At 62.9% G+C, this 20,298-nt stretch carries 21 protein-coding genes; 6 read left to right on the top strand and 15 right to left on the bottom strand.

Translation table 11 applies throughout. The annotated features are described in order from the left end of the window. The first annotated feature begins 10 nt into the window (after window positions 1-10). Both tsaA and B5G28_RS03575 read left to right on the top strand, forming a co-directional pair. Window positions 11-703 (top strand): tRNA (N6-threonylcarbamoyladenosine(37)-N6)-methyltransferase TrmO, encoded by a 693-nt coding sequence (tsaA, locus tag B5G28_RS03580; RefSeq protein ID WP_087246358.1) that lies wholly within the window; start codon window positions 11-13, stop codon window positions 701-703. A gap of 3 nt (window positions 704-706) precedes the next feature. Then, complete coding sequence (locus tag B5G28_RS03575; RefSeq protein WP_087246357.1) at window positions 707-1,633, top strand: LysR family transcriptional regulator; 927 nt, start codon at window positions 707-709, stop codon at window positions 1,631-1,633. Window positions 1,634-1,832: 199 nt separating this feature from the next. Here the strand turns inward: B5G28_RS03575 and ugpC are convergent, their stop codons facing one another. Continuing rightward, entirely contained in the window at window positions 1,833-2,948 is a 1,116-nt protein-coding gene (gene ugpC / locus B5G28_RS03570) for a sn-glycerol-3-phosphate ABC transporter ATP-binding protein UgpC (protein WP_087246356.1), read from the bottom strand. A gap of 139 nt (window positions 2,949-3,087) precedes the next feature. On the opposite strand from ugpC, the gene B5G28_RS03565 reads away from it, so the two are divergent. The 4 genes from B5G28_RS03565 (at window position 3,088) to B5G28_RS03550 (ending at window position 6,550) form a co-directional block, all read left to right on the top strand. Continuing rightward, window positions 3,088-3,921 (top strand): AraC family transcriptional regulator, encoded by an 834-nt coding sequence (locus tag B5G28_RS03565; protein WP_087246355.1) that lies wholly within the window; start codon window positions 3,088-3,090, stop codon window positions 3,919-3,921. Between the two features lie 83 nt (window positions 3,922-4,004). Then, on the top strand, window positions 4,005-4,436 hold the full coding sequence (locus B5G28_RS03560) for a MarR family transcriptional regulator (protein ID WP_087246354.1): 432 nt from the start codon (window positions 4,005-4,007) through the stop codon (window positions 4,434-4,436). Between the two features lie 109 nt (window positions 4,437-4,545). After that, the gene (locus tag B5G28_RS03555; RefSeq protein ID WP_087246353.1) at window positions 4,546-5,934 is read left to right on the top strand and encodes an MATE family efflux transporter; all 1,389 of its coding nucleotides are present in this window, start codon (window positions 4,546-4,548) and stop codon (window positions 5,932-5,934) included. A gap of 37 nt (window positions 5,935-5,971) precedes the next feature. Then, window positions 5,972-6,550 (top strand): cytidylate kinase-like family protein, encoded by a 579-nt coding sequence (locus B5G28_RS03550; protein ID WP_087246352.1) that lies wholly within the window; start codon window positions 5,972-5,974, stop codon window positions 6,548-6,550. 211 nt (window positions 6,551-6,761) lie between these two features. On the opposite strand, the gene B5G28_RS03545 is transcribed toward B5G28_RS03550, so the two are convergent. From B5G28_RS03545 to B5G28_RS03480, 14 genes are all read right to left on the bottom strand, one after another. Continuing rightward, window positions 6,762-7,256 (bottom strand): nitroreductase family protein, encoded by a 495-nt coding sequence (locus tag B5G28_RS03545; protein WP_087246351.1) that lies wholly within the window; start codon window positions 7,254-7,256, stop codon window positions 6,762-6,764. A 168-nt stretch (window positions 7,257-7,424) separates the two neighbouring features. Beyond that, a complete protein-coding gene (locus B5G28_RS03540; protein ID WP_087246350.1) occupies window positions 7,425-8,441 on the bottom strand; it encodes an NAD(P)H-dependent glycerol-3-phosphate dehydrogenase in 1,017 nt (338 codons plus the stop codon). 82 nt (window positions 8,442-8,523) lie between these two features. Then, window positions 8,524-9,159, bottom strand: a complete 636-nt coding sequence (locus B5G28_RS03535; RefSeq protein ID WP_087246349.1) for a hypothetical protein — start codon at window positions 9,157-9,159, stop codon at window positions 8,524-8,526. A 188-nt stretch (window positions 9,160-9,347) separates the two neighbouring features. Beyond that, a complete protein-coding gene (gene pgsA, locus B5G28_RS03530) occupies window positions 9,348-9,929 on the bottom strand; it encodes a CDP-diacylglycerol--glycerol-3-phosphate 3-phosphatidyltransferase (protein ID WP_087246348.1) in 582 nt (193 codons plus the stop codon). A 105-nt stretch (window positions 9,930-10,034) separates the two neighbouring features. Next, a complete protein-coding gene (gene rimO, locus B5G28_RS03525) occupies window positions 10,035-11,378 on the bottom strand; it encodes a 30S ribosomal protein S12 methylthiotransferase RimO (RefSeq protein ID WP_087246347.1) in 1,344 nt (447 codons plus the stop codon). A gap of 33 nt (window positions 11,379-11,411) precedes the next feature. Then, entirely contained in the window at window positions 11,412-11,915 is a 504-nt protein-coding gene (locus B5G28_RS03520) for a regulatory protein RecX (RefSeq protein ID WP_087246346.1), read from the bottom strand. A 3-nt stretch (window positions 11,916-11,918) separates the two neighbouring features. After that, on the bottom strand, window positions 11,919-13,118 hold the full coding sequence (recA, locus tag B5G28_RS03515) for a recombinase RecA (protein WP_087246345.1): 1,200 nt from the start codon (window positions 13,116-13,118) through the stop codon (window positions 11,919-11,921). A 114-nt stretch (window positions 13,119-13,232) separates the two neighbouring features. Next, window positions 13,233-14,183 carry a HemK/PrmC family methyltransferase gene (locus B5G28_RS03510; protein ID WP_087246344.1) on the bottom strand — a complete coding sequence of 317 codons (951 nt, stop codon included), beginning with the start codon at window positions 14,181-14,183 and terminating at the stop codon, window positions 13,233-13,235. Beyond that, window positions 14,177-15,124, bottom strand: coding sequence for a DUF1385 domain-containing protein (locus tag B5G28_RS03505; protein ID WP_087246343.1), 948 nt, complete (start codon window positions 15,122-15,124; stop codon window positions 14,177-14,179). Before B5G28_RS03505 ends, B5G28_RS03510 begins: the two co-directional genes overlap by 7 nt. A gap of 54 nt (window positions 15,125-15,178) precedes the next feature. After that, window positions 15,179-16,600 (bottom strand): HAMP domain-containing sensor histidine kinase, encoded by a 1,422-nt coding sequence (locus tag B5G28_RS03500; protein ID WP_087246372.1) that lies wholly within the window; start codon window positions 16,598-16,600, stop codon window positions 15,179-15,181. A gap of 61 nt (window positions 16,601-16,661) precedes the next feature. Next, entirely contained in the window at window positions 16,662-17,360 is a 699-nt protein-coding gene (locus B5G28_RS03495; RefSeq protein WP_087246342.1) for a response regulator transcription factor, read from the bottom strand. A 12-nt stretch (window positions 17,361-17,372) separates the two neighbouring features. Continuing rightward, window positions 17,373-18,668, bottom strand: a complete 1,296-nt coding sequence (locus B5G28_RS03490; RefSeq protein ID WP_242962004.1) for a hypothetical protein — start codon at window positions 18,666-18,668, stop codon at window positions 17,373-17,375. Between the two features lie 293 nt (window positions 18,669-18,961). After that, on the bottom strand, window positions 18,962-19,303 hold the full coding sequence (rplQ, locus tag B5G28_RS03485; RefSeq protein WP_087246341.1) for a 50S ribosomal protein L17: 342 nt from the start codon (window positions 19,301-19,303) through the stop codon (window positions 18,962-18,964). A gap of 23 nt (window positions 19,304-19,326) precedes the next feature. Beyond that, window positions 19,327-20,286, bottom strand: a complete 960-nt coding sequence (locus B5G28_RS03480) for a DNA-directed RNA polymerase subunit alpha (protein WP_087246340.1) — start codon at window positions 20,284-20,286, stop codon at window positions 19,327-19,329. Window positions 20,287-20,298: the final 12 nt, after the last annotated feature.

Genomic DNA, 20,298 nt, shown 5'->3' with positions numbered 1-20,298 from the left:
AGGTGTTTCGATGGCAGACCAGGATTTTGTCCTCCATCCCATCGCCCACATCGAGAGCGATTTCGCCGATAAATTCGGGATTCCCCGCCAGAGCGGCCTGGTGGACGCGCTGCGGGCCCGCATCGTCTTTGAGCCGGAATACCGGGACCCCAGCGCCTTCCGCGGGCTGGAACAGTTCAGCCACGTCTGGCTGCTGTGGCAGTTCACCCAGGCGGTCCGGGACAAGTGGTCCCCCACCGTTCGGCCGCCCCGGCTGGGCGGCAACACCCGGGTAGGGGTGTTTGCCACCCGGTCCCCGTTCCGGCCCAATCCCATCGGGCTGTCCTGCGTCCGGCTGGAAACCGTCCAGCAGGACCCCGTCCTGGGGCCGGTGGTGTGGGTGCGGGGGGCCGACCTGCTGGACGGCACCCCCATCTACGACATCAAGCCTTATATTCCCTATGTGGACAGCCATCCCGACGCCGCCGAGGGCTACACCGCCCAGACCCGGACCTATCACCTGGCGGTGGACTGTCCCGCGGAGCTGCGGGCCATGCTGTCCCCCGCCCAGTGGGAGGCTCTGGCCGGCGTGCTGGAAAACGATCCCCGCCCCTCCTACCAGAACGATCCCGAACGGGTATACGGGATGCGGTTTGCGGGGTTTGAAGTCCATTTCACGGTGGCGGAAGGGGTTCTCACCGTCCGCCAGATCACCAGGGAGTGAGCCATGGAACTGCGCAACATCAATACCTTTCTTCATGTGGCCGAGCTTCACAGCTTTTCCCGGGCAGCCCGGGAGCTGGGGTATTCCCAGTCGGCGGTATCCAGCCAGATTGCCCTCCTGGAGGAGGAGCTAGGGGTGCCGCTGTTTGACCGGGTGGCCAAGTCGGTCCGTCTCACCGACGCGGGCCAGACCTTTCTGCAATACGCCCGCACCCTGCTGACCACCGCCCAGCAGGCCAAAGCGGCCCTGCAGCCCACCCCCGAGGCCCACGGCACCCTGCGGGTGGCCATTGCGGACAGCCTGTGCAGCGCCCTGATGCCCCCGCTGCTGGAACAGTTCCACGCCCTGTGTCCCCGGGTGGAGGTGAGTTTCATCACCTCCAACACCCAGACCATGCAGGATCTGCTTTCCTCCAACCGGGCCGACCTGGCCTACACCTTTGACCTGCCCCTGACCAATCCCTCCAACCGGGTGTTTCTGGACGAGCCGGAGCCCTGTTGTTTTCTGGCGCCGGCCGGGCATCCTTTGGCGGGACGGCACGACCTGATCCTGGCCGATCTGGCGGGGCAGGAATTTCTTCTCACCGAGCGGGGCATGAGTTACCGCGAAGCCCTGGAACAGCTGCTGGCGGCCCGGCAGCTGGCGCTGCGGCCTTATCTGGAGTTGGGAGACGCCGCCCTGTTGTGCCGGATGGTGGAGCAGGGGCTGGGGCTGAGTTTTCTGCCCCGGTACATGGTGGAAACCTGTCTGACGGGGCGAGCAGTGCCGCTGGAGGTGGCGGACTGCCGCATCGAGATGCGGCGGCAGCTCTTTTGCCACAAGGACAAGTGGATCACGCCCCAGATGGAAATTTTCATCTCCCTCTGCGGCCGCCAAACGGCGGCGGGCAATTCCCCCATCCCTGCGGGATCGCCCCAGTGGGGCTCTTAAGACACAGATTTATCCATCAAGAGAAAACCCCTGCTTCCACAGAGGAGCAGGGGGGTATATGCAGAATATTTCCGCAGACACAGAAAGCCGCCGGCACAACGTGCCAGCGGCTTTCTGCGTTAGGAGAAGCTTACGTCTCTATGATGAGGGGATCTATGACAGATTCAGTGGGTCCCGCGCAGGCGGGGCCAGGGCCGTCTTAGTTCAGGACGGTCAGCTCGGTCTCCACGTCGAAGACATGGACCTTGCGAGGATCGAAGGCAACGCGGACGGTATCGCCATGGCGAGCCTTGGAGGTGGGGGACACACGAGCGGTCATCTTGTTGCCCTTGTAGTCCAGGTACAGGTAAATCTCGGCGCCCATCATTTCGGAAACCTCGACCTCAGCGTTCAGCTGGCAGTCGGTGTGCTTTGCCATAAACTCGGGCTCGTCGTCGATGTCCTCGGGACGGATGCCCATCTTGACCTTCTTGCCGACATAAGCGTCCAGCTTGCCGTCAGCGGTCTTGTCCTTGGGCAGGGGAACGATGTCGCCGCCCAGGTCGATGCCGTACTGGTCGCCCTTCTTGGTGACGGTGCCGTCCAGGAAGTTCATCTGGGGGCTGCCGATGAAGCCTGCGACGAAGGTGTTGCAGGGGTAATCGTACAGGTTCTGCGGGGTATCGACCTGCTGGATGATACCATCCTTCATGACGACGATGCGGTCGCCCATGGTCATAGCCTCGGTCTGGTCGTGGGTAACGTAGATGAAGGTGGTAGCCAGCTTCTTGTGCAGCTTGATGATCTCGGTGCGCATGCTGGTACGCAGCTTAGCATCCAGGTTGGACAGGGGCTCGTCCAGCAGGAAGACGGCCGGGTTACGGACCATGGCGCGGCCCAGGGCGACACGCTGACGCTGACCACCCGACAGAGCCTTGGGCTTGCGGTCCAGCAGGTGCTCGATCTCCAGGATCTTAGCGGCCTCGTGGACGCGCTTGTCGATCTCATCCTTCGGGGTCTTGCGCAGCTCCAGGCCGAAAGCGATGTTCTTGTAAACGGTCATGTGGGGGTACAGAGCGTAGCTCTGGAACACCATGGCGATATCACGATCCTTGGGAGGAACGTCGTTGATCAGGCGGCCGCCGATGTACATCTCGCCCTTGGAGATCTCCTCCAGGCCGGCGATCATGCGCAGGGTGGTGGACTTGCCGCAGCCCGAGGGACCGACGAAGATGATGAACTCTTTGTCCTGGATCTCGAGGTTGAAGTCGGTGACGGACGGGGCGGTAGCGCCCGGGTAAATCTTGTAGATGTGCTGGCAGCTAATCGAAGCCATGGTGTTGCCTCCTATATACAATGGACGGTGTTTCAAACGTTCTTGGATGGCCCTTGACGGGGCTCTCACTTGCTGGTACTATAATAGCAGATATTTTTGTGATATGATATAGCATTTTATTGATTAGAGGTGTCGGATATTGATTTATCATTGGGAATCCACCGCCGCCCTGGCTGCCGTACGGGACGAACAGACCGACGCCCCCCTGATCCTGTCCGGCGAAGGGCTGTGGGTCTGTCTGCTGTCCAGCGGCAGCTGCACCGCCGCCATGGGGGATCTGTCGGGCTCTCTGCCCCCGCTTCCCCCCAAGCCGGTGGAAGCCGGCGGCCTGATTCTGAGCCGCGGTCCCCTGGTGCTGACGCCGTCGGGCGAGTGTCATTTTCTCTGTCTGATGCTGACCGGCTCGGCCCCGGCCCAGATGCTGGCCGGCCTGCCGGAACAGCCCTTTTCCGCCCGGGGCGAGACCTGCCCCGGCGCCGCCGAGCTGATGGGCCGTCTGGCCGGAGAGGAAGCCGGTTCCAGCCGGTCGGTGAGCCAGCAGGTCTTCACCCTGCTGTGCGAGCTGGCCACCGCCGACAGCGCCGCCCCTCCCCTGCCCCCGCTGGCCGCGGCGGCCATTGAGGACATCCGCCAAAACTACGCCGGCCTCTACGGCGTGGAGGAGCTGAGCGAGCGGCTGGGCGTCTCCAAAAGTCATCTGATCCGGGTGTTTACGGCGGCAGTGGGGATGCCGCCGGGACGCTATCTCACCGGGGTGCGGATTGAAGCCGCCATGAAGCTGCTGCTGCACCGGGAATACAGCTTGGACGTGGTGGCCAGCCTCTGCGGCTTTTCGGGGGCCAACTACCTGTGCCGGGTCTTTAAAAAGGAGACCGGACAGACCCCGGCCCAGTGGCGGGCCGCGGCGGCCCGCACCGCCATCGCCGACCTGTCCGCCGACGAGCGCACCCGCGAACAGGAAATGTTCATCTGACCCCTGCGGCCTTGACAAACGCCGCAAAGGGTTTATAATATGTAATTGGTTACCTATTTACGAGAGGTGGGACAAAACGGACTATGATGCCTTTTGGTCTGAAAATCGCCATCATCAACCGGGCTTTCCGCAAGAAGCTGGACGAAAAAGCCGCCGCCATGGGGCTGACCTCGGTTCAGCTGCGGGTGCTGGGTTCCATCAGCCGGCTGGAGGCCGCCGGTGCGGCCGAAATCCACCAGAACGATCTGGAACGGCTGGAACACGTCACCCACCCGGCCATGACCAAAATGCTCCAGCGCCTGGAGAGCAAGGGCCTGATCTCCTGCACCCCCAGCGCCCAGGACCGCCGGTACAAGAAAATCACCTGTACCGACCAGTCCGCCGGCATCCACAAGATGATTCTGGAGCAGGACGCGGAAGTCTTTGCCGAGCTGTGCCGGGACCTGACCGACAGCGAAAAGGCGGCCTTCAACGCCCTGGCCGACCGGATTCTCCAGAACATCGACGCCGAATAACCCCAGACGCCTTCCCGGGCGGTGTGCGGTGGAGTCTTCCCCGCACACTGCCTCCTTTTTGCCCAGATAGGTAACCAGTTACTTATATAGTCAAAGGAGAGTATGAGAAATGGAACAAACGACACCCCAAAATCAAAGCCCCTTCGCCACCGAGCCCATTGGCCGGCTGATCGCCAAGTTCGCCATCCCCTGCGTCATCTCGCTGCTGGTGAACTCCCTGTACAACATTGTGGACCAGATTTTCATTGGCTGGGGCGTGGGCTATCTGGGCAACGGCGCCACCAACGTGGTGTTCCCCATCACCATTGTGGCCCTGTCCCTGTCCCTGTCCCTGATGATCGGCGACGGCGGCGCCGCCTATCTGAGCCTGAAGCTGGGCGAAGGCGACCTTGAAAACGCCCGCAAGGGCATGGGCAACGCCATCGTCCTGGTGACGGCGGTCAGCATCATCCTGGCCGCGGTCTTTCTGGTGTTCATCAACCCCATCCTGAACCTGTTCGGCGCCACCGACGTGCTGCGGCCCTGCGCTCTCCAGTACGGCTGGATCATCGGCGCCGGCCTGCCCTTCATGATGATTCCCGGCGCCATCAACTCCATGGTCCGCGCCGACGGCAGCCCCAAGTACGCCATGTTCTCGATGGCTCTGGGCGCCATCATCAACACCATCTTTGACCCGGTCTTTATCTTTGTCTTCCACATGGGGGTCCAGGGCGCGGCCATCGCCACCGTCATGGGCCAGGTAGCCTCCTTTATTGTGTCGGTGGCCTATCTGCCCCGGTTCAAGTCCCTGCGGTTCCAGGCTGCCTCGTTCCGGCTGAAGGGCCGCACCTGCGGCAGCATCCTCAGCTTCGGCGTCAGCAGCTTTATCACCCAGTTCGCCATCACCATCGTCATGGCCCTGACCAACAACCTGCTGGCCTCCTACGGCGCCCAATCGGTCTATGGCTCCGAAATCCCTCTGACCGCCACCGGCATCGTCATGAAGGTGAACCAGATTCTGATTTCCATTCTGGTGGGCATCTCGGTGGGCACCCAGCCGATTCTGGGCTACAACTACGGCGCCAAAAACTACACCCGGGTCAAAAAGGCCCTGGACATCGCCTTTGTCCTGTCCGAGATCGTCTCCATTGTCGCCTTCCTGATCTTCCAGTTCACCCCCATGACCATCGTCTCCCTGTTTGGCTCGGAGGAAGGGCTGTACAACGAGTTCGCCGTCATGGCCTTCCGCATCTTCCTGCTGCTGTGCCCCCTGACCGGCTTCCAGACGGTGGTGGCGGTCTACCTCCAGGCGGTGGGCAAACCCATCAAGTCGGCCATCCTGTCCCTGGCCCGTCAGATCATCTTCTTTGTCCCTGCAGCCCTGATCCTTCCCCGGTTTCTGGGCGTCACAGGCGTTCTGTGGACCGGCCCCGTGGCGGACGGTCTGGCCTTCCTTCTCTCGCTGGGCCTGCTGCTGTACGAGCGCAGCCTGCTGAAAAAGGCCGAGGCCGCTGCCTGAGCCTGTCCCCCATCCCATGAAAGGAGCACATCGCAACATGAAAAACCGAGTCATCACCATCAGCCGTGAATTTGGCAGCGGCGGCCGCACCATCGGCAAAAAGACGGCGGAAGCCCTGGGCATCCCCTGCTACGATCAGGAACTGATCCAGAAAATCGCCGCCGAGAGCGGCTTCCACGAGAGCTACGTCCAGGACGCGGCAGAGGACTCCACCGGCGGCTTTCTGGCCTCTGCCTTCGCCCATCATCCCCAGGGCCACAGCAACGCCGACTACCTCTGGAAAATCCAGTACAAGATCATCACCGAGCTGGCCCAGAAGGGCCCCTGTGTGATTGTGGGCCGCTGCGCCGACTACATTCTGCGGGACACCGCCGACTGTCTGCGGGTGTTCATCCACGCCGACCCGGCATTCCGGGCCGACCGGATTGTCCGGGTGTACGGCGAGCGGGAGGAATCCCCCCAGCAGCGCATCCGGGACAAGGACAAGCGCCGGGCCGCCTACCACCGGTTCTACACCGACATGAAGTGGGGCCACGCCCAAAACTACGACCTGACCCTCAACAGCGGCACCCTGGGCATTGACCGCTGTGTCCAGATCATCACCCAGCTGTATTGAGCCAAGGCCCCGCCGGGCGGCACAGGTTTTCCCGCCGGGCGGGGTTCCAACCGGTATCCTTGGGGGCTGGACTCTGCACGGCTCCTTTGGATTTCATTCTCCCTCTTTCCTCTTTGCGGCATCCCAAAAAGCGCCCCCGCCTGGGGCTGGCATCCGGTTGTTTCCGGATTTGGCCGGCACAGGGCGGGGGCGCTTGTGTTTTGAAACAGTCTCAGGTCAGCCAGTGGACCCGGGCCGGGTCATAGCGGTCCTGGGGCTTCGGCTCCACAGCGGGATAGCCGCAGGCGATGATGGCAAAGACATACAGGTCCTCCGGCAGGTTCAGGGCCTGGGCGGTGGCCTCCATCCGCATCTCGATGGGGGCAATGCCCAGCCACACCGCGCCCAGCCCCTGGGACACCGCCTCCAGCAGAATGTTTTCTGCGGCGGCGGAACAGTCGATCTGGGCGTATTCGGGCCGGCTGCAGTTGCGGCGGCAGCAAATCACAATCCCCAGCGGCGCGCCTTTCAGGCTCAGGGCATAGAGGCTGCACGCGGCCAGGGCATCCAGGGTTTCCCGGTTGGTGACGGCGTAAAACTCCCAGGGCTGCTGGTTTCGGGCCGAGGGGGCCGCCATGGCGGCCCGCAGAAGCTGTTCCACCTTCTCCTGTTCCACCGGACGGGGCTCAAACTGCCGGACGCTGGCCCGGCTGAAAATCTCATTCATAAGGGTTTCCTCCGCTGTGTTTCCGGCCGGCAGAGCGGGCGGCCATCGCCGCCCGCTCTGCCGCCTGTGGGTTCAACCTACCACACAAGTGGTGTTTTTGTCAAGAGCTCCAAACCAAAAGCGGCACCATCCCGCAGGACAGTGCCGCTTGCATGATGCCGAATCTTCTCAGAAGGTCAGTTCGCCCTTGGGGTCCCGGGTCATCAGGGCGTTGACGGCGTCGGCGGGGTTCATCCCCTGGTTCACCACGGCGTTCACGGCCCGGACGATGGGCATATCCACCTGGTAGCGCTCGCTCAACTCGATGGCGGCCGGCAGGGCGTTCATGCCTTCCACCACCATGCCCACTTCCTTGACCGCCTGCTCGGGGGTTCGGCCCTGGCCAATCAGCTGGCCAGCCCGGTTGTTCCGGCTGTGCTGGCTGGTGGCGGTGACGATCAGGTCGCCGATGCCGGCCAGGCCCGCAAAGGTGTGGATATTGCAGCCCATGGCGGTGCCCAGACGGGCAATCTCGGTGATGCCGCGGGTGATGAGGGCGGCGCGGGTATTATCGCCATAGCCCAGGCCGGTGGAAATGCCCACGCCCAGCGCGATGACGTTCTTGAGGGCGCCGCACAGCTCCACACCCTTGATATCGGGGTTGGTGTACACCCGCATGCACTTGTTGGTGAAGGCGTCCTGCACAATGGAAGCCGCCTCGGTGTCGGCCGAGGCCGAAACAATGGTGGTGGGCAGATCCAGCGCCACTTCTTCGGCGTGGGTGGGGCCGGACAGGGCCACCAGCCGGAAGCCCCGGGGGCCGTCCTCTTTGGCCAGCTCATCGGCCAGAACCTCGGTCATGGTGAACAGGGTCTCGGGCTCGATGCCCTTGGCCACATCCACAATCAGCTGGCCATACCGGATGAAGGGCCGGGCCTTGGCCGCCGTGGATCGGACAAACACCGAGGGCACCGCAAAGACCAGAATATCCTGGCCGTTGCACACTTCCTCCAGATCCTTGGTGAAGCGGAGCGACTGGGGCAGAACCATCCCCGGCAGGTTGGGGTGAACCCTCGTCTGGGCGAGGTCGTCGATCTCCTTCGGGATAGCGGACCAGACCAGCACATCGCTGCCGCTCACCGACAGCATCCGCGCCAGCGCGATTCCCCAGGTGCCTGCACCCAAAATACCAATTTTCCGTGCCATTGCTCGCAACCTCCGTCTTTTCTTGCTGCCCTGGGCGGGCGTTCGTTCTGTTCTTTTATTGTACCCAAAAGCACAGGCCCCGTCAAGCCGGGCGGCGGCCGCCGGCCAGCTTCCAGACCATCAGGGCAATCAGGTAATTTCCTCCCAGGATCACCACCGCCCACACACAGGATGCCCAGAGGGGCTGGTCATAAACACAGAGGAACGGGTACGGCCCTTTATACAGTTTGGCAACGTTGGCCGCCAGAGCCACGCTGCCATACAGCAGGGTGGGAATCATGGCGCGGCGGACGGTCTGGCGGGGCATGGGGCTGCTGCGCTCCAGCAGCACAAAGGAGAGAAAGGCCACCACCGGGTTGAGGAAGTGGTTGTACAGCATCGAGCTGGTCAGTAGCAGGACATAATGTCCGTCGGGGCCGTAGATGGGGGCCAGCACAAACACCACCGTCAGGAATGTCATCATCAGGCAGCTGGTGGCAACGTACTTGAGGGTGCGGACCCACAGGGGCAGTTCCCGGCCGGTGACCAGACATCCCATCTGGCAGACCGCCGTCACCAGGCAAACCCCCATGGCGAACAGGTTGGACAGCTCGGTATAAAACAGAAACATTTCCTCATGTACGCCGCTCCAGCTCAAGGGGATGGCCTTCAGCTCCATCCAGACGATGGACAGGTTCGCCAGAATGGACAGCAGTTTTTGCAGGCGGCTCGTGTGCATACAGTTCCCTCCTAACCTCTGGGACATACCGGACCGGTCCCGCCTCACCCCGAAGCCAGGTCCCCGGGCGTGTGTCTCCAGATGCGCCAAGAGCGGGCCTTTTCAGCCCGCCCTGTGCGCAGATTTTGATGTGTGACACCGCGCCGCCCCGCCGGCCCGGAGGACGGCAGAGAACGGCGCGGAAGCAATTACTTTGCGGTGTTGATGAAGTGGCGGTTATCCACCAGGTACTTGATGCCCGAAATGGCGGTGACTGCAGCCACCAGCCAGCACAGCGCCACGCTCACCATCATCACGACCCCTTCGTTGGTGGGGCCGGCCAGAGCGGCGGCGAAGTAATAGAAGATGATGCTGAGCATCTGGAGCACCGTTTTCACCTTGCCCCACATGTTGGCGGCGATCACCTTGCCGTCCTTGGCGCCGGCAGCCACCATCCGCAGGCCGGACACGGCAAACTCACGGGCCAGAATGATGGACAGCACCACCGGCGAACAGACGCCGTCCCGCATCATATACAGGAAGGCCACGGTGGTCAGCAGCTTATCCGCCAGAGGGTCGGCAAACTTGCCGAAATCGGTAATCATCCCCCACTTGCGGGCCAGATGGCCGTCCAGATAGTCGGTGAAGCTGGCCAGGGCAAAGACCACGCCGGCGGCCAGGTACCACATGGGCTGATAGCCCGCCGCGCCGTACTGGGTCAGGGAAGCAAACACCATGAACACCGGCACCAGAAGGATGCGGGCCAGGGTCAGTTTATTGGGCAAGTTCATCGAAGATTCCTCCTCTTATACTCCAAAACGTCTTATTGTTTTTGTTTATGACGCTTTGTATTGCATCCAAACCGCCGTTCCATTTTACGCAGCGGCATTCTGCTTTTACGCATTCCCGTCGGTAGTATCCTCGGCCACCCGGCCATACAGGTCGTAGAGATCGCTCTCCTCCACCTGGATGTCGTAGAATTCGCCGGGATACAGGGGTTCCTCGCTGGCGACGCAGACGGCGCCGTCGATCTCGGGGGCGTCGGCGGCGGTGCGGCAGAGATACAGGCCGCTCTCGTCGTCCAGGCCGTCGCAGATCACCCGCAGGGTCTGGCCCACCTTTTCGGCCTGCTTGCGGGCCATGATGCCAGTCTGAATGTCCATCACAATCTCGGCGCGGCGGGTCTTGGTCTCCTCGTCCAGCTGGCCCTCCATGGAGGCGGCTTTGGTGTTCTCCTCGGCGGAGTAGGCAAAGCAGCCCAGGCGGTCAAACTGAACCTCCTTGACAAACTCGCACAGCTCCTCGAACTGCTCCTCGGTCTCGCCGGGGAAACCGGCGATGAGGGTGGTCCGCAGGGTGATGCCGGGGATGGCCGCCCGCAGGCGGGCGATGACGTCCAGCAGCTCGGACCGGGTGGAGCGGCGGTTCATATTGTGGAGAATCTGGTCGTTGCAGTGCTGGATGGGCAGGTCCAGATAGGGCAGGACCTTCTGGTTCCGCTGCATGGCAGCGATGAAGTCGTCGGTGATCCGCTCGGGATAGGCGTAGAGAATGCGAATCCACTCGATGCCCTCAATGGCGTTGAGCCGGTCCAGCAGGGTGCAGATGCTGCCGGGCTTGCCCCAGTCCTCGCCGTAGGCGGTGGGGTCCTGGGCCACCACAATCAGCTCCTTGACCCCCTCGCTGGCCAGCCACTGGGCCTCGGCCACGCAGTCGTCCATGTCGCGGCTCTGGAGCGGGCCACGAATCAGGGGGATGGCGCAATAGTGGCAGCGGTTGTTGCAGCCCTCTGCAATCTTTAAGTAGGCGTAATGGGCCGGGGTGCCGATGACGCGCTTGCCCCCCAGGGGGAAGTCCCGCTTGGGGCCGTAGGTCTCCAGCTGCTCGCCGCCCGCCACCCGGGCCGCAATCTGATCGATGACCCGGTTGGAAGCACAGCCCACCACCGCGTCCACCTCGGGGATTTCGGTGCGGATCTGGCTGCGGTAGCGCTCGGCCAGGCAGCCGGTCACCACCACTTTCAGGTTGGGGTTCTGCTGCTTGCAGCTGCAGGCCTCCAGAATATTCTCAATGGCCTCGGTTTTAGCGCTCTCGATGAAGCCGCAGGTGTTGACCAACACCATATCGGCTTCGGCGATGTCCGCCACCGTCTCATGCCCTGCGGCCAGCAGGGTGTAGACCATCCCGTCCAGGTCCACCTGGTTTTTGGGACAGCCCAGGGATACACAGGCAATTTTCATAAAAGTCGCTCGTCTTTCTTGTCTGGTTTGCTTTCAGGTCGATGTTTCGGGGTCAAAATCCAGCGCCTGCCGGATGACCCGGTGGGGAAATCCACGCCGCGCCAAAGCTGCCGCCACCAGGTCCCGCCGGCCTGCGGCCAGCTTGGCCCGATAGGTCCCCTTCACCAGGGCCAGCGCGGCCTCCAGCTCGGGGTCGCCGCCCTCCTCGTCGGGGGCGTAGGCGGCCTCCAGGGCGGCGTCAATCTGGCTGTCGGTGAGGCCTTTGTTTCGCAGGGCCATGGCGGCCGCCAGACGGCTTTTCCGGGCCCGCTGCAGGCTGCCGGCCTTGACGGCGGCGTACCGCGCGTCATCCAGCAAACCCGCCTCCACCAGCCCGGCCACCGCCGCGGCAGCGGCCTCGGGGGTGAAGCGGGCGCAGAGTTTTTCGTACAGTTCCGCCGAGGCATAGTCCCGCCCGGCCAGCATGGCCAGGGCCCGGGTGCGGGCTTCACTGGGATCTTCCGACAGTTCCTTGGGCTTTTTGCGCTGCCAGGCCATGGATTAGTCCTCCACCATGATGTCCAGCTCGCTCTCGCTGCTGGGGGCCGGAGCCTTCACCACCGGGCCGGCGTCCTTATCGTCCTTGACGGCGGCGGGTTTGGCCTCCTGGGCGGCCACGGCGGCGCTGCCCTTGGCCAGGGCGCCGCGGCGGCCGGTGGAGTAGAGTTTATCGGCATTGGCGCGGATCTGGCTCTCAATGTCGTTGGCAATCTCGGGGTTATCGGCCAGGAACTGCTTGGCGTTGTCGCGGCCCTGACCCAGGCGGATATCCCCATAGTTGAACCAGGCGCCGCTCTTCTGGACAATGCCCAGTTTGACGCCCACGTCCACCAGCTCGCTCATCTTGGAGATGCCCTGGCCGAACATGATATCAAACTCGGCCTCACGGAAGGGAGGGGCCACCTTGTTCTTGACCACCTTGGCCCGGGTGTGGTTGCCGATGAACTGGCCGGAAGAGTCCTTCAGGCCCTCCACGCGGCGCACATCGATGCGGACCGAGGCGTAGTACTTCAGTGCCCGGCCGCCGGTGGTGACCTCGGGGTTGCCGTACATGACGCCCACCTTCTCGCGCAGCTGGTTGATAAAGACACAGACGGTGTTGGTCTTGCCGATGACCGAGGTCAGCTTGCGCATGGCCTGGCTCATGAGGCGGGCCTGCAGGCCCACATGGCTGTCGCCCATCTCGCCCTCGATTTCGGCCCGGGGAACCATGGCGGCCACCGAGTCGATGATGACGGCGTCAATGGCGCCCGACCGGACCAGGGCCTCACAGATCTCCATGGCCTGCTCGCCGGTGTCGGGCTGGCTGACCAGAAGGCTGTTGATGTCCACACCCAGGGCCGCCGCATAGTTGGGGTCCAGGGCGTGCTCGACGTCGATGAAGGCCACCTCGCCGCCCTTCTTCTGGGCCTCGGCCAGAATGTGGAGGGCCAGCGTGGTCTTGCCGCTGGATTCGGGTCCGTAAATCTCAATGATACGGCCGCGGGGCACGCCGCCCACGCCCAGAGCCAGGTCCAGGCCCAGACTGCCGGTGGAGATGGCCTCCACCTGCAGGGCGGCGCTGTCGCCCAGCTTCATGATGGCGCCCTTGCCAAACTGTTTTTCAATCTGGGCAAGCGCTGTGGTCAACGCCTCTTTCTTTGCGTCGGGCTCTGTTTTCTTGACGGCCGAAGCCACTGCGGTATTCTGATTTTTTGCCATACCCTGATGCTCCTTTACTGGTTTTTCAATAAGAATTGTGTTCTCCTATAGTATACCACAAATCAGGAGGATTACAACAGTAAGTTGTGAATTTCTTCCAGAAAAACGGTTCCGTCAGGCCCGGGCTGTGATACAGCGGTCGTTGCCGTTGTAGTCCTGGCGGCAGGCGATGTCATGCCAGCCTGCCTGGGCCAGCAGGTCGGACACGGCCTGGCGCTGCTGCCAGCCGATTTCCAGCACCAGCGCCCCGCCGGGGCGCAAAGCTGCCCGGTAATGGTCCGCCAAAGCCCGGTAAAAGTCCAGTCCATCCTCCCCTGCGGCCAGAGCCATGGCGGGCTCTCGGGCGGTTTCGGGCTGGAGGGCAGTCATCTCATCGGCGGTGAGGTAGGGCGGATTGGAGACGATCAGGTCCAGCTCTCCCTGAGGCAGGGTCTCCCAGTAGGTGAACAGGTCCCCTTCCTCCACCTGGACCGCCGCCGGCGTCGGACTGCTGAAGCCCAGAGAGGCATACAGAGCCTCCTCCGCGAAGGCGTCCGGCTCCAGCAGGTCCTCCATGCCGCCGGGGGCGGTATCCGGCCCCGCCAGGGCACAGCGGGCATTCTGCCGGAGATAATGCAGGGCCTCGGGGCTCTTTTCCAGGCAGGTGACCTGGGCGTCGGGGCGAAGGGCTTTCACCCCCAGACCCAGACAGCCGGTGCCGGCGCAGAGATCCAGCACCTTGGGCCGGGCCACGCCGGCCAGCATCTGGACCGCCGCTTCGGCCACCACTTCGGTGTCGGCCCGGGGACAGAGAACCCCCGGCCCCACCGCCAGTTCAAAATTCAAAAAGGGCCATCGGCCGCAGATGTACTGCAAGGGTTCCCGGGCGGCCCGCCGGGCGGTGACCTTTTCCAGGCGGTCGGTCTCCTCGGGGCTGAGGGGGCGGTCCGAGAGGCGGGGGTCCCGCCCTGCCGCCAGCCGGAACAGTTCCCGGGCGTCAAAGTCGGCGTCAGGGCATCCGGCGGCCTCCAGCCGCGCCTGGACCTCAGCCAGGGCCTGGCGCGGGGTCATGCCGGCGGTCACCAGCGGCCCTCCTCGGGCTTTTCGGGCAGCACCGGCTTGACCGCCTCGATGGCCACCTCGATCATGGAGTCATCCGGCTCAAAGACGGTGAGCCGCTGGACCCACAGGCCCGGCTGACGCACCAGATGGCTCAGCAGGCTGTCCGACCGGCCGCACCATTTCAGCAGCTCATAGCTGATGCCCATGACCAGGGGCAGCAGCAGCAGTTTCAGCACCACACGCAGGCCAGCATTGCTCCAGGGCAGGACGCTGTACAGGAACACGCTGACAATCACCACCAGGATCAAAAAGCTGGTGCCGCAGCGGGGATGGAACCGGGTGTATTTGCGGACGTTCTCCACCGTCAGCTCGTCCCCTGCCTCATAGCAGGCGATGGTCTTGTGCTCGGCGCCGTGGTAGCGGAACACCCGCTCGATCTCCTTCATCCGGGAAATCAGGGCCATGTAGGTCAGGAAGATGGCCACCTTGAGGACGCCCTCAATGATGACCCGGGGCCAGCGGCCCAGCTCCACAAAGTGGCCGATGCCCGCCACCACCAGGGTAGGCAGGACGGTGAAGAGCAGAATCGCGCCCAGGCCGCCCACGACGGCGGCGCCGGTCAGAAGAATTTTCTCGGCCTTTTCGCCCAGATGCTCCCCCACCCACTTTTCAAAAGCGGTTTCCTCTTCCTCCTCGTAGTCGTCCCCCATGCTCACCTGGGCGGAATACATCATGTACCGGTAGCCCACCACCAGGCTCTCAATCATGGAGACGGCGCCCCGCAGGATGGGAATTTTCATCCAGGTCTTGCGGGCGGGCACCGGATCAATCTTGGTGTCGATCTCTCCGTCCGGCTTGCGGACGGCGCAGCAGATCAGCTTGGGGCCCCGCATCATGATGCCTTCCATCAATGCCTGGCCGCCCACGCTGGTCTTGAAGCATTCTTTTTTGGTTTGATGGTTCATTGGTCTTGTTACTCCTGTTTCTAGGCTGAAGCCGGCCCGCCGGGCCGGAGCCTCTTATATTTTATACAGCGGCAGACCCAGGGTCACGACGGTGCCGCGGCCCAGGGTGCTGCGCAGGTCCAGGGTGCCGTCCAGGGCGGTCATGATGGAATCCACCAGAGCCAGCCCGATGCCGCTGCCCCGCACCGCGTTGCGTCCTTTCACAAACTTGGCCTTGACGCTGCCCAGGTCCTCGGGGGGAATGCCCCGGCCCTGGTCGATGATCTCAATAAAGGCCTTATACTCTCCCGTCCACAGCTTGACCGTGATCCGTCCGCCGGGGGCCGAATATTTGATGGCGTTGTCCAGAATATTGATGAACACCTGCCGCAGCCGGTCGGGGTCTGCGTAGACGGGGATCATCTCCTCCGGCTCGGTGTAATTCAGCTCCAGCCCCTCCTGGAGCATCCGGGGCTCACAGAACAGCAGGGCGTCGGTGAGCTCGGCCACCAGGTCCAGCGGGCGGCACTCCATATGGATGCCGCCATTTTGCAGCCGGCTGAAATCCAGCAGCTCCTCCACCATGTTGTACAGGCGGCCGGTCTCGCTGTGGATGATTTCCAGCCCCTTGCGGTAGTTGTCGTCCTCGGGGTCGTCCAGGCTTTCCAGGGTTTCCACCCACCCCCGGATGGAGGTCAAGGGGGTGCGCAGCTCATGGGACACCGAGGAGATGAACTCGTTTTTCATCTTCTCGGTCTCGGCCAGACCCTGGGCCATCCGGTTGATGCTGCCCCGCAGCCGGTCCATCTCGTCCCGGGGCGGGTTGGTCTCGGGCAGGCGGACGCTCAGGTCGCCCCGGGCGATATCCGCGGCGGCCCGCTCCACCTGGCCCAGGGGCGCCACAATACTGCGGACAAAATACAGGCCCGAGGCGATGGTGAAGCCCACCGCCGCCGCCGACACCAGGATGCTGAGCCAGAAAGCATTGTCAATCTGGCGCCGCACCAAAGCCAGGCTGGTGACCAGGCGCATGGCCACGATCTCCTCGGCGGCATAGGGCACCAGACAGCACACCGACATGACCAGTTCTCCGGTGGAGGTGGTGTAAACGGCGGTGCCGTAGCCGTCGGGATCGGTCTGGGCCTCCTCAAAGTCCTCGTTCACGATGATGCCGGCGGCGCTGGTGCCGCTGGTGCTGGCGATGACGTTGCCCTGGCCGTCCAGCAGCATGAATTCGTATTTATCCTTGTCGGAGAACTGTTCCACCATCCGGCGCAGAGCCAGGCTGCGGCTGGCGGCGGTCCGCTGGAAGGTATCGCCGCTGTAGACCTTGAGCTGGCCGCTGATGGAGGAAAACCTCCGGTACATACTCTGTTCCACCCCGTCGTAGTAGCCGTGGACGGTGCTGTAGAGGAACATTCCCTCGATCACCATCACCAGCAGGATGGTGACCAGCAGGCTGCCCCGGGCCCAGCGGCGGGTGATGCCGCTGCGCAGGCCGGTGCCGGGGCCCCCGGGGCGCTTGATCCGTTTATGGCGCTTCAGCATGCAGGCTGCGTCACTCCTCCCAGCGGTAGCCATAGCCCCACACCGTCATGATGTGGGTGGGGCTGGAGGGCTCGTCCTCAATTTTCATCCGCAGGCGGCGGATATTGACGTCCACAATCTTCACATCCCCGAAGTAATTCTCACCCCAGACCCCCTTGAGGATCTTTTCCCGGCTGAGGGCGGTGCCGGGGCTGCGGAAAAACAGCTCCATAATCTGGAACTCCACCTGGGTCAGCTCGATGGGCTTGCCGGCCTTCAGCAGAAGGCGGCGGTTTTCGTCCAGGATGAATTCCCCGCTGACCATGGCGGTGGGGGCGCTGCCCTTTTCCCCGCCGCTGCTGCGGCCCACACGGCGGCAAAGAGCTTCCACGCGGGCCAGCAGTTCGCTGACCGAGAAGGGCTTGGTCATATAGTCGTCGGCGCCGATGGACAGGCCCCGGATTTTATCCTGTTCCTGGCCCTTGGCGCTGAGGATGATGATGCCGATTTTCTGGTTGGTGCGGCGGATGGTCTCACAGAGGGAAAAGCCATTCATCCCCGGCAGCATCACATCCAGAATGGCGGCGCTGCAGTCGGGGGCCTGTTCCAGCAGGGTCAGGCCTTCCTCGGCGCTGCCGGCCTCCAGCACTTCCAGGCCGGTGCGGCGCAGGTTCAGGGCGATCATCTCGCGGATGCTGGTCTCGTCCTCTACAACTAGCACTTTTACCATGGTTTAGCCTCCTTACAGGATATAGAACGAGCGGGACAGCCGGTACAGCGGGTCTGCCACCACGGTATCGGGGCCGAACTGCGCCTGCACCAGCTGGTTGGACACCACGCCCAGCCGGGTCCAGCCCGAGGTTCGGTCGGATATATCGGTAATCCGTATGGTCAAATACAGCTGCTGGCCGTCCTGGCTCCGCAGCTCCACTTCATTTTCCCCCGGGCCGTCGGTGAGCAGCAGGCTGCCGTACCATTCCATGGGCAGCTCCAGATAAAAGCTCAGCTCCTCATCCAGAATGCCGAAGCTCTTGCGGGGCTGGGCGCTGGTGTAATCCATCCAGAGGATGAAGTCCATCCGTCGGCCCTGGCTGATGTTGATGAGGCCCGCGCCCTCGGGCTGGGTGGGAATCTCCACCACTCCGTCCTTGTCCAGGTCCCGGCTGGTGAGGTCGGGCACGTTCCGCAGCGACGCCTCATAGAGGGCGTCGGCGCTCACCTGGCGGGCCGGCTCCATCTGCTGGGTCTGTTCGTTGTACCGCAGCAGCACCGAGGCCAGATTGGTGCCCGACACGCCGGTCCAGCCGTCCAGCACCAGATACTGGCCCCCATAGGCCCCCATGCCGGCGGCCAGGGAGGCGCAGCCGGTGAACTTGTCCGGCGACAGGCCCGACACCATGGCCTGACGGAAGCCGCCCTTCCGGTCCGAGCTCAGCAGCTTGATTTCGGCGTTGCCCTGCTCGTCGGTACCCAGCAGCACCAGATCTTCATAGCCGGTGCCGGTGATGTCCTCAATGATATACTGGTCATAGGGCTCGGCGAAAATCGAATCGATCTCCCCGTCCTGATAGTCATAGACCGCCAGGTAGTTGTCCTCCTGCTGGGCGGTATAGCCCACCAGAATCTGGTTGGCGCCCCCCTCCTGCAGCCGGGCAAACTGGACGGTGTCCACCGTATCGGTGAGGCCCTCGATGGCGTCCTGCACCTGCCAGGCGCCGGTCTCGTCTTTTTGGAGGATGGCCAGACATATATTGGTGGTGTCCGCCACCGTATAGAGGACCGCCGCGTCCTGGACGTTGTCCCCGTCAAAGTCGCTCATGAGAAAGGGCGACAGCAAATCCCCGTTCAGGGGGTATTTCAGCTGGGCGCTCTGGCCCAGCCAGCTGTCCAGCGCCGCCTGAATCTCGCCGTAGTCGCCCTCCAGGCGGGGCGCACGCAGCAGCTCCTCCACTGAGGTCCGCTCCTGTCCCGGCAGGGCGCACCCTGCCAGCAGCGCGGCGGCGCAGACCACCGCCGCCAGCCTTGTCCAAGCCTTCAAGGACGCTCCCCCTTTCCATGGTGTTGCGGCGGGCTGTGGCCGCACCGCAGTAAGCTCTTTTATTATACTATTGAATTGTGACGATTTCTAGCTTGGCTTTGAGAAAATCGCCGCCGTCCCCCTCCCGCGCCAAAATCCGCCCCCTCCTCCCAAAAAGCAGACCGGGCGGCAGCCGGGGCGCAGGACCCGGGATGCAGGCCCGGTCCGGCGTGCCGTTCTGAGGATGGACAGCGGCCCCGGGACGCAAAAAAGCCCCCGTCCTTGCGGACAGGGGCCATACGCTTTATCTAAGATTAGACCAGCTCGAGGATTGCCATCTCGGCGGCATCGCCGCGGCGGACGCCAATCTTCACGATGCGGGTGTAGCCGCCGTTGCGGTCAGCGTACTTGGGGCTGATCTCGTCAAACAGCTTCTTTGCCACATCTTCCTTGGTGATGTAGCCGTAAACCTGGCGCTTGGTGTGCAGGTCACTGCTCTTACCCAGGGTGATCATCTTCTCGGCCATGGAACGAACGTCCTTGGCACGGGTAACAGTGGTCTCGATCTTGCCATTCTCTAACAGGTAGGTGACCATGGCGCGCATCATAGCCTTGCGGCTGTCGGTGGTCCTACCGAGCTTTCTGGTACCGGGCATCCCGTTTCACTCCTTAAACAATTTTAGTTATCATCGTCTGTGTTCAGCTTGAAGCCGAGCGAGTCAAGCTTCGCCATGACTTCCTCCAGGCTCTTGCGGCCCAGATTGCGGACTTTCATCATTTCGTCCTCGCTCTTGCTGACCAGGTCTTCCACCGTGTTGATGCCTGCACGCTTCAGGCAGTTGAAGGACCGGACGCTCAGGTCCAGCTCCTCGATGGTCATCTCGAGGGCCTTTTCCTTGTCGTCGGTGGTCTTCTCCACCATGATCTCAGTGCCGGCGGCTTCGTCCGACAGGTTGACGAACAGGTTCAGGTGCTCGGTCAGCACGCGGGCGGCAAGGCTCACAGCCTCCTGCGCGTTGATCGTGCCATCCGTCCAAACCTCGAGGGTCAGCTTGTCGTAGTCGGTGATCTGGCCTACGCGGGTGTTGTCCACGCTGTAGTTCACCTTCAGCACGGGGGTATAAATGCTGTCGACGGGAAGAGTATTGATGTCATTCTTCTCGACGATGCTCTGCTTGTTGCGCTCTGCGGGCACATAGCCGCGGCCCTTGTCGAAGGTCAGCTCCATGACGAGCCGGCCGCCCTCGCCCAGGGTAGCAATGTGCCATTCAGGATTCAGGATCTCGATCTCGTCGCCCTGTTTGATGCTGTCAGCAGTGACCTCACAGGGGCCCACTGCCTCGACACGCACCGTTTTGGGGCCGTCAGAGTACAGCTTTGCAGCAATACCCTTCAGGTTCAGGACAATTTCGGTAACGTCTTCCTTGACGCCCTCAATGGTGGAGAACTCGTGGACTACGCCGTCGATCTTGACACTGGTCACGGCGACACCGGGCAGAGAAGACAGAAGAACTCTGCGCAGGCTGTTGCCCAGCGTGATGCCGAAACCGCGCTCCAGAGGTTCTGCTACGAATTTACCGTAGCGGCCGTCAGGCGAGAGGCTCGCCGTTTCGATTTTGGGACGTTCAATCTCCATCATATCAATGTCCTC

Origin of the sequence: Faecalibacterium sp. An77 (assembly GCF_002161315.1) — a bacterium.
Classification (GTDB): domain Bacteria; phylum Bacillota; class Clostridia; order Oscillospirales; family Ruminococcaceae; genus Faecalibacterium.
The sequence above is the reverse complement of the archived record's forward strand: the minus strand, read 5'-3'. Positions and strand labels throughout refer to the sequence as shown.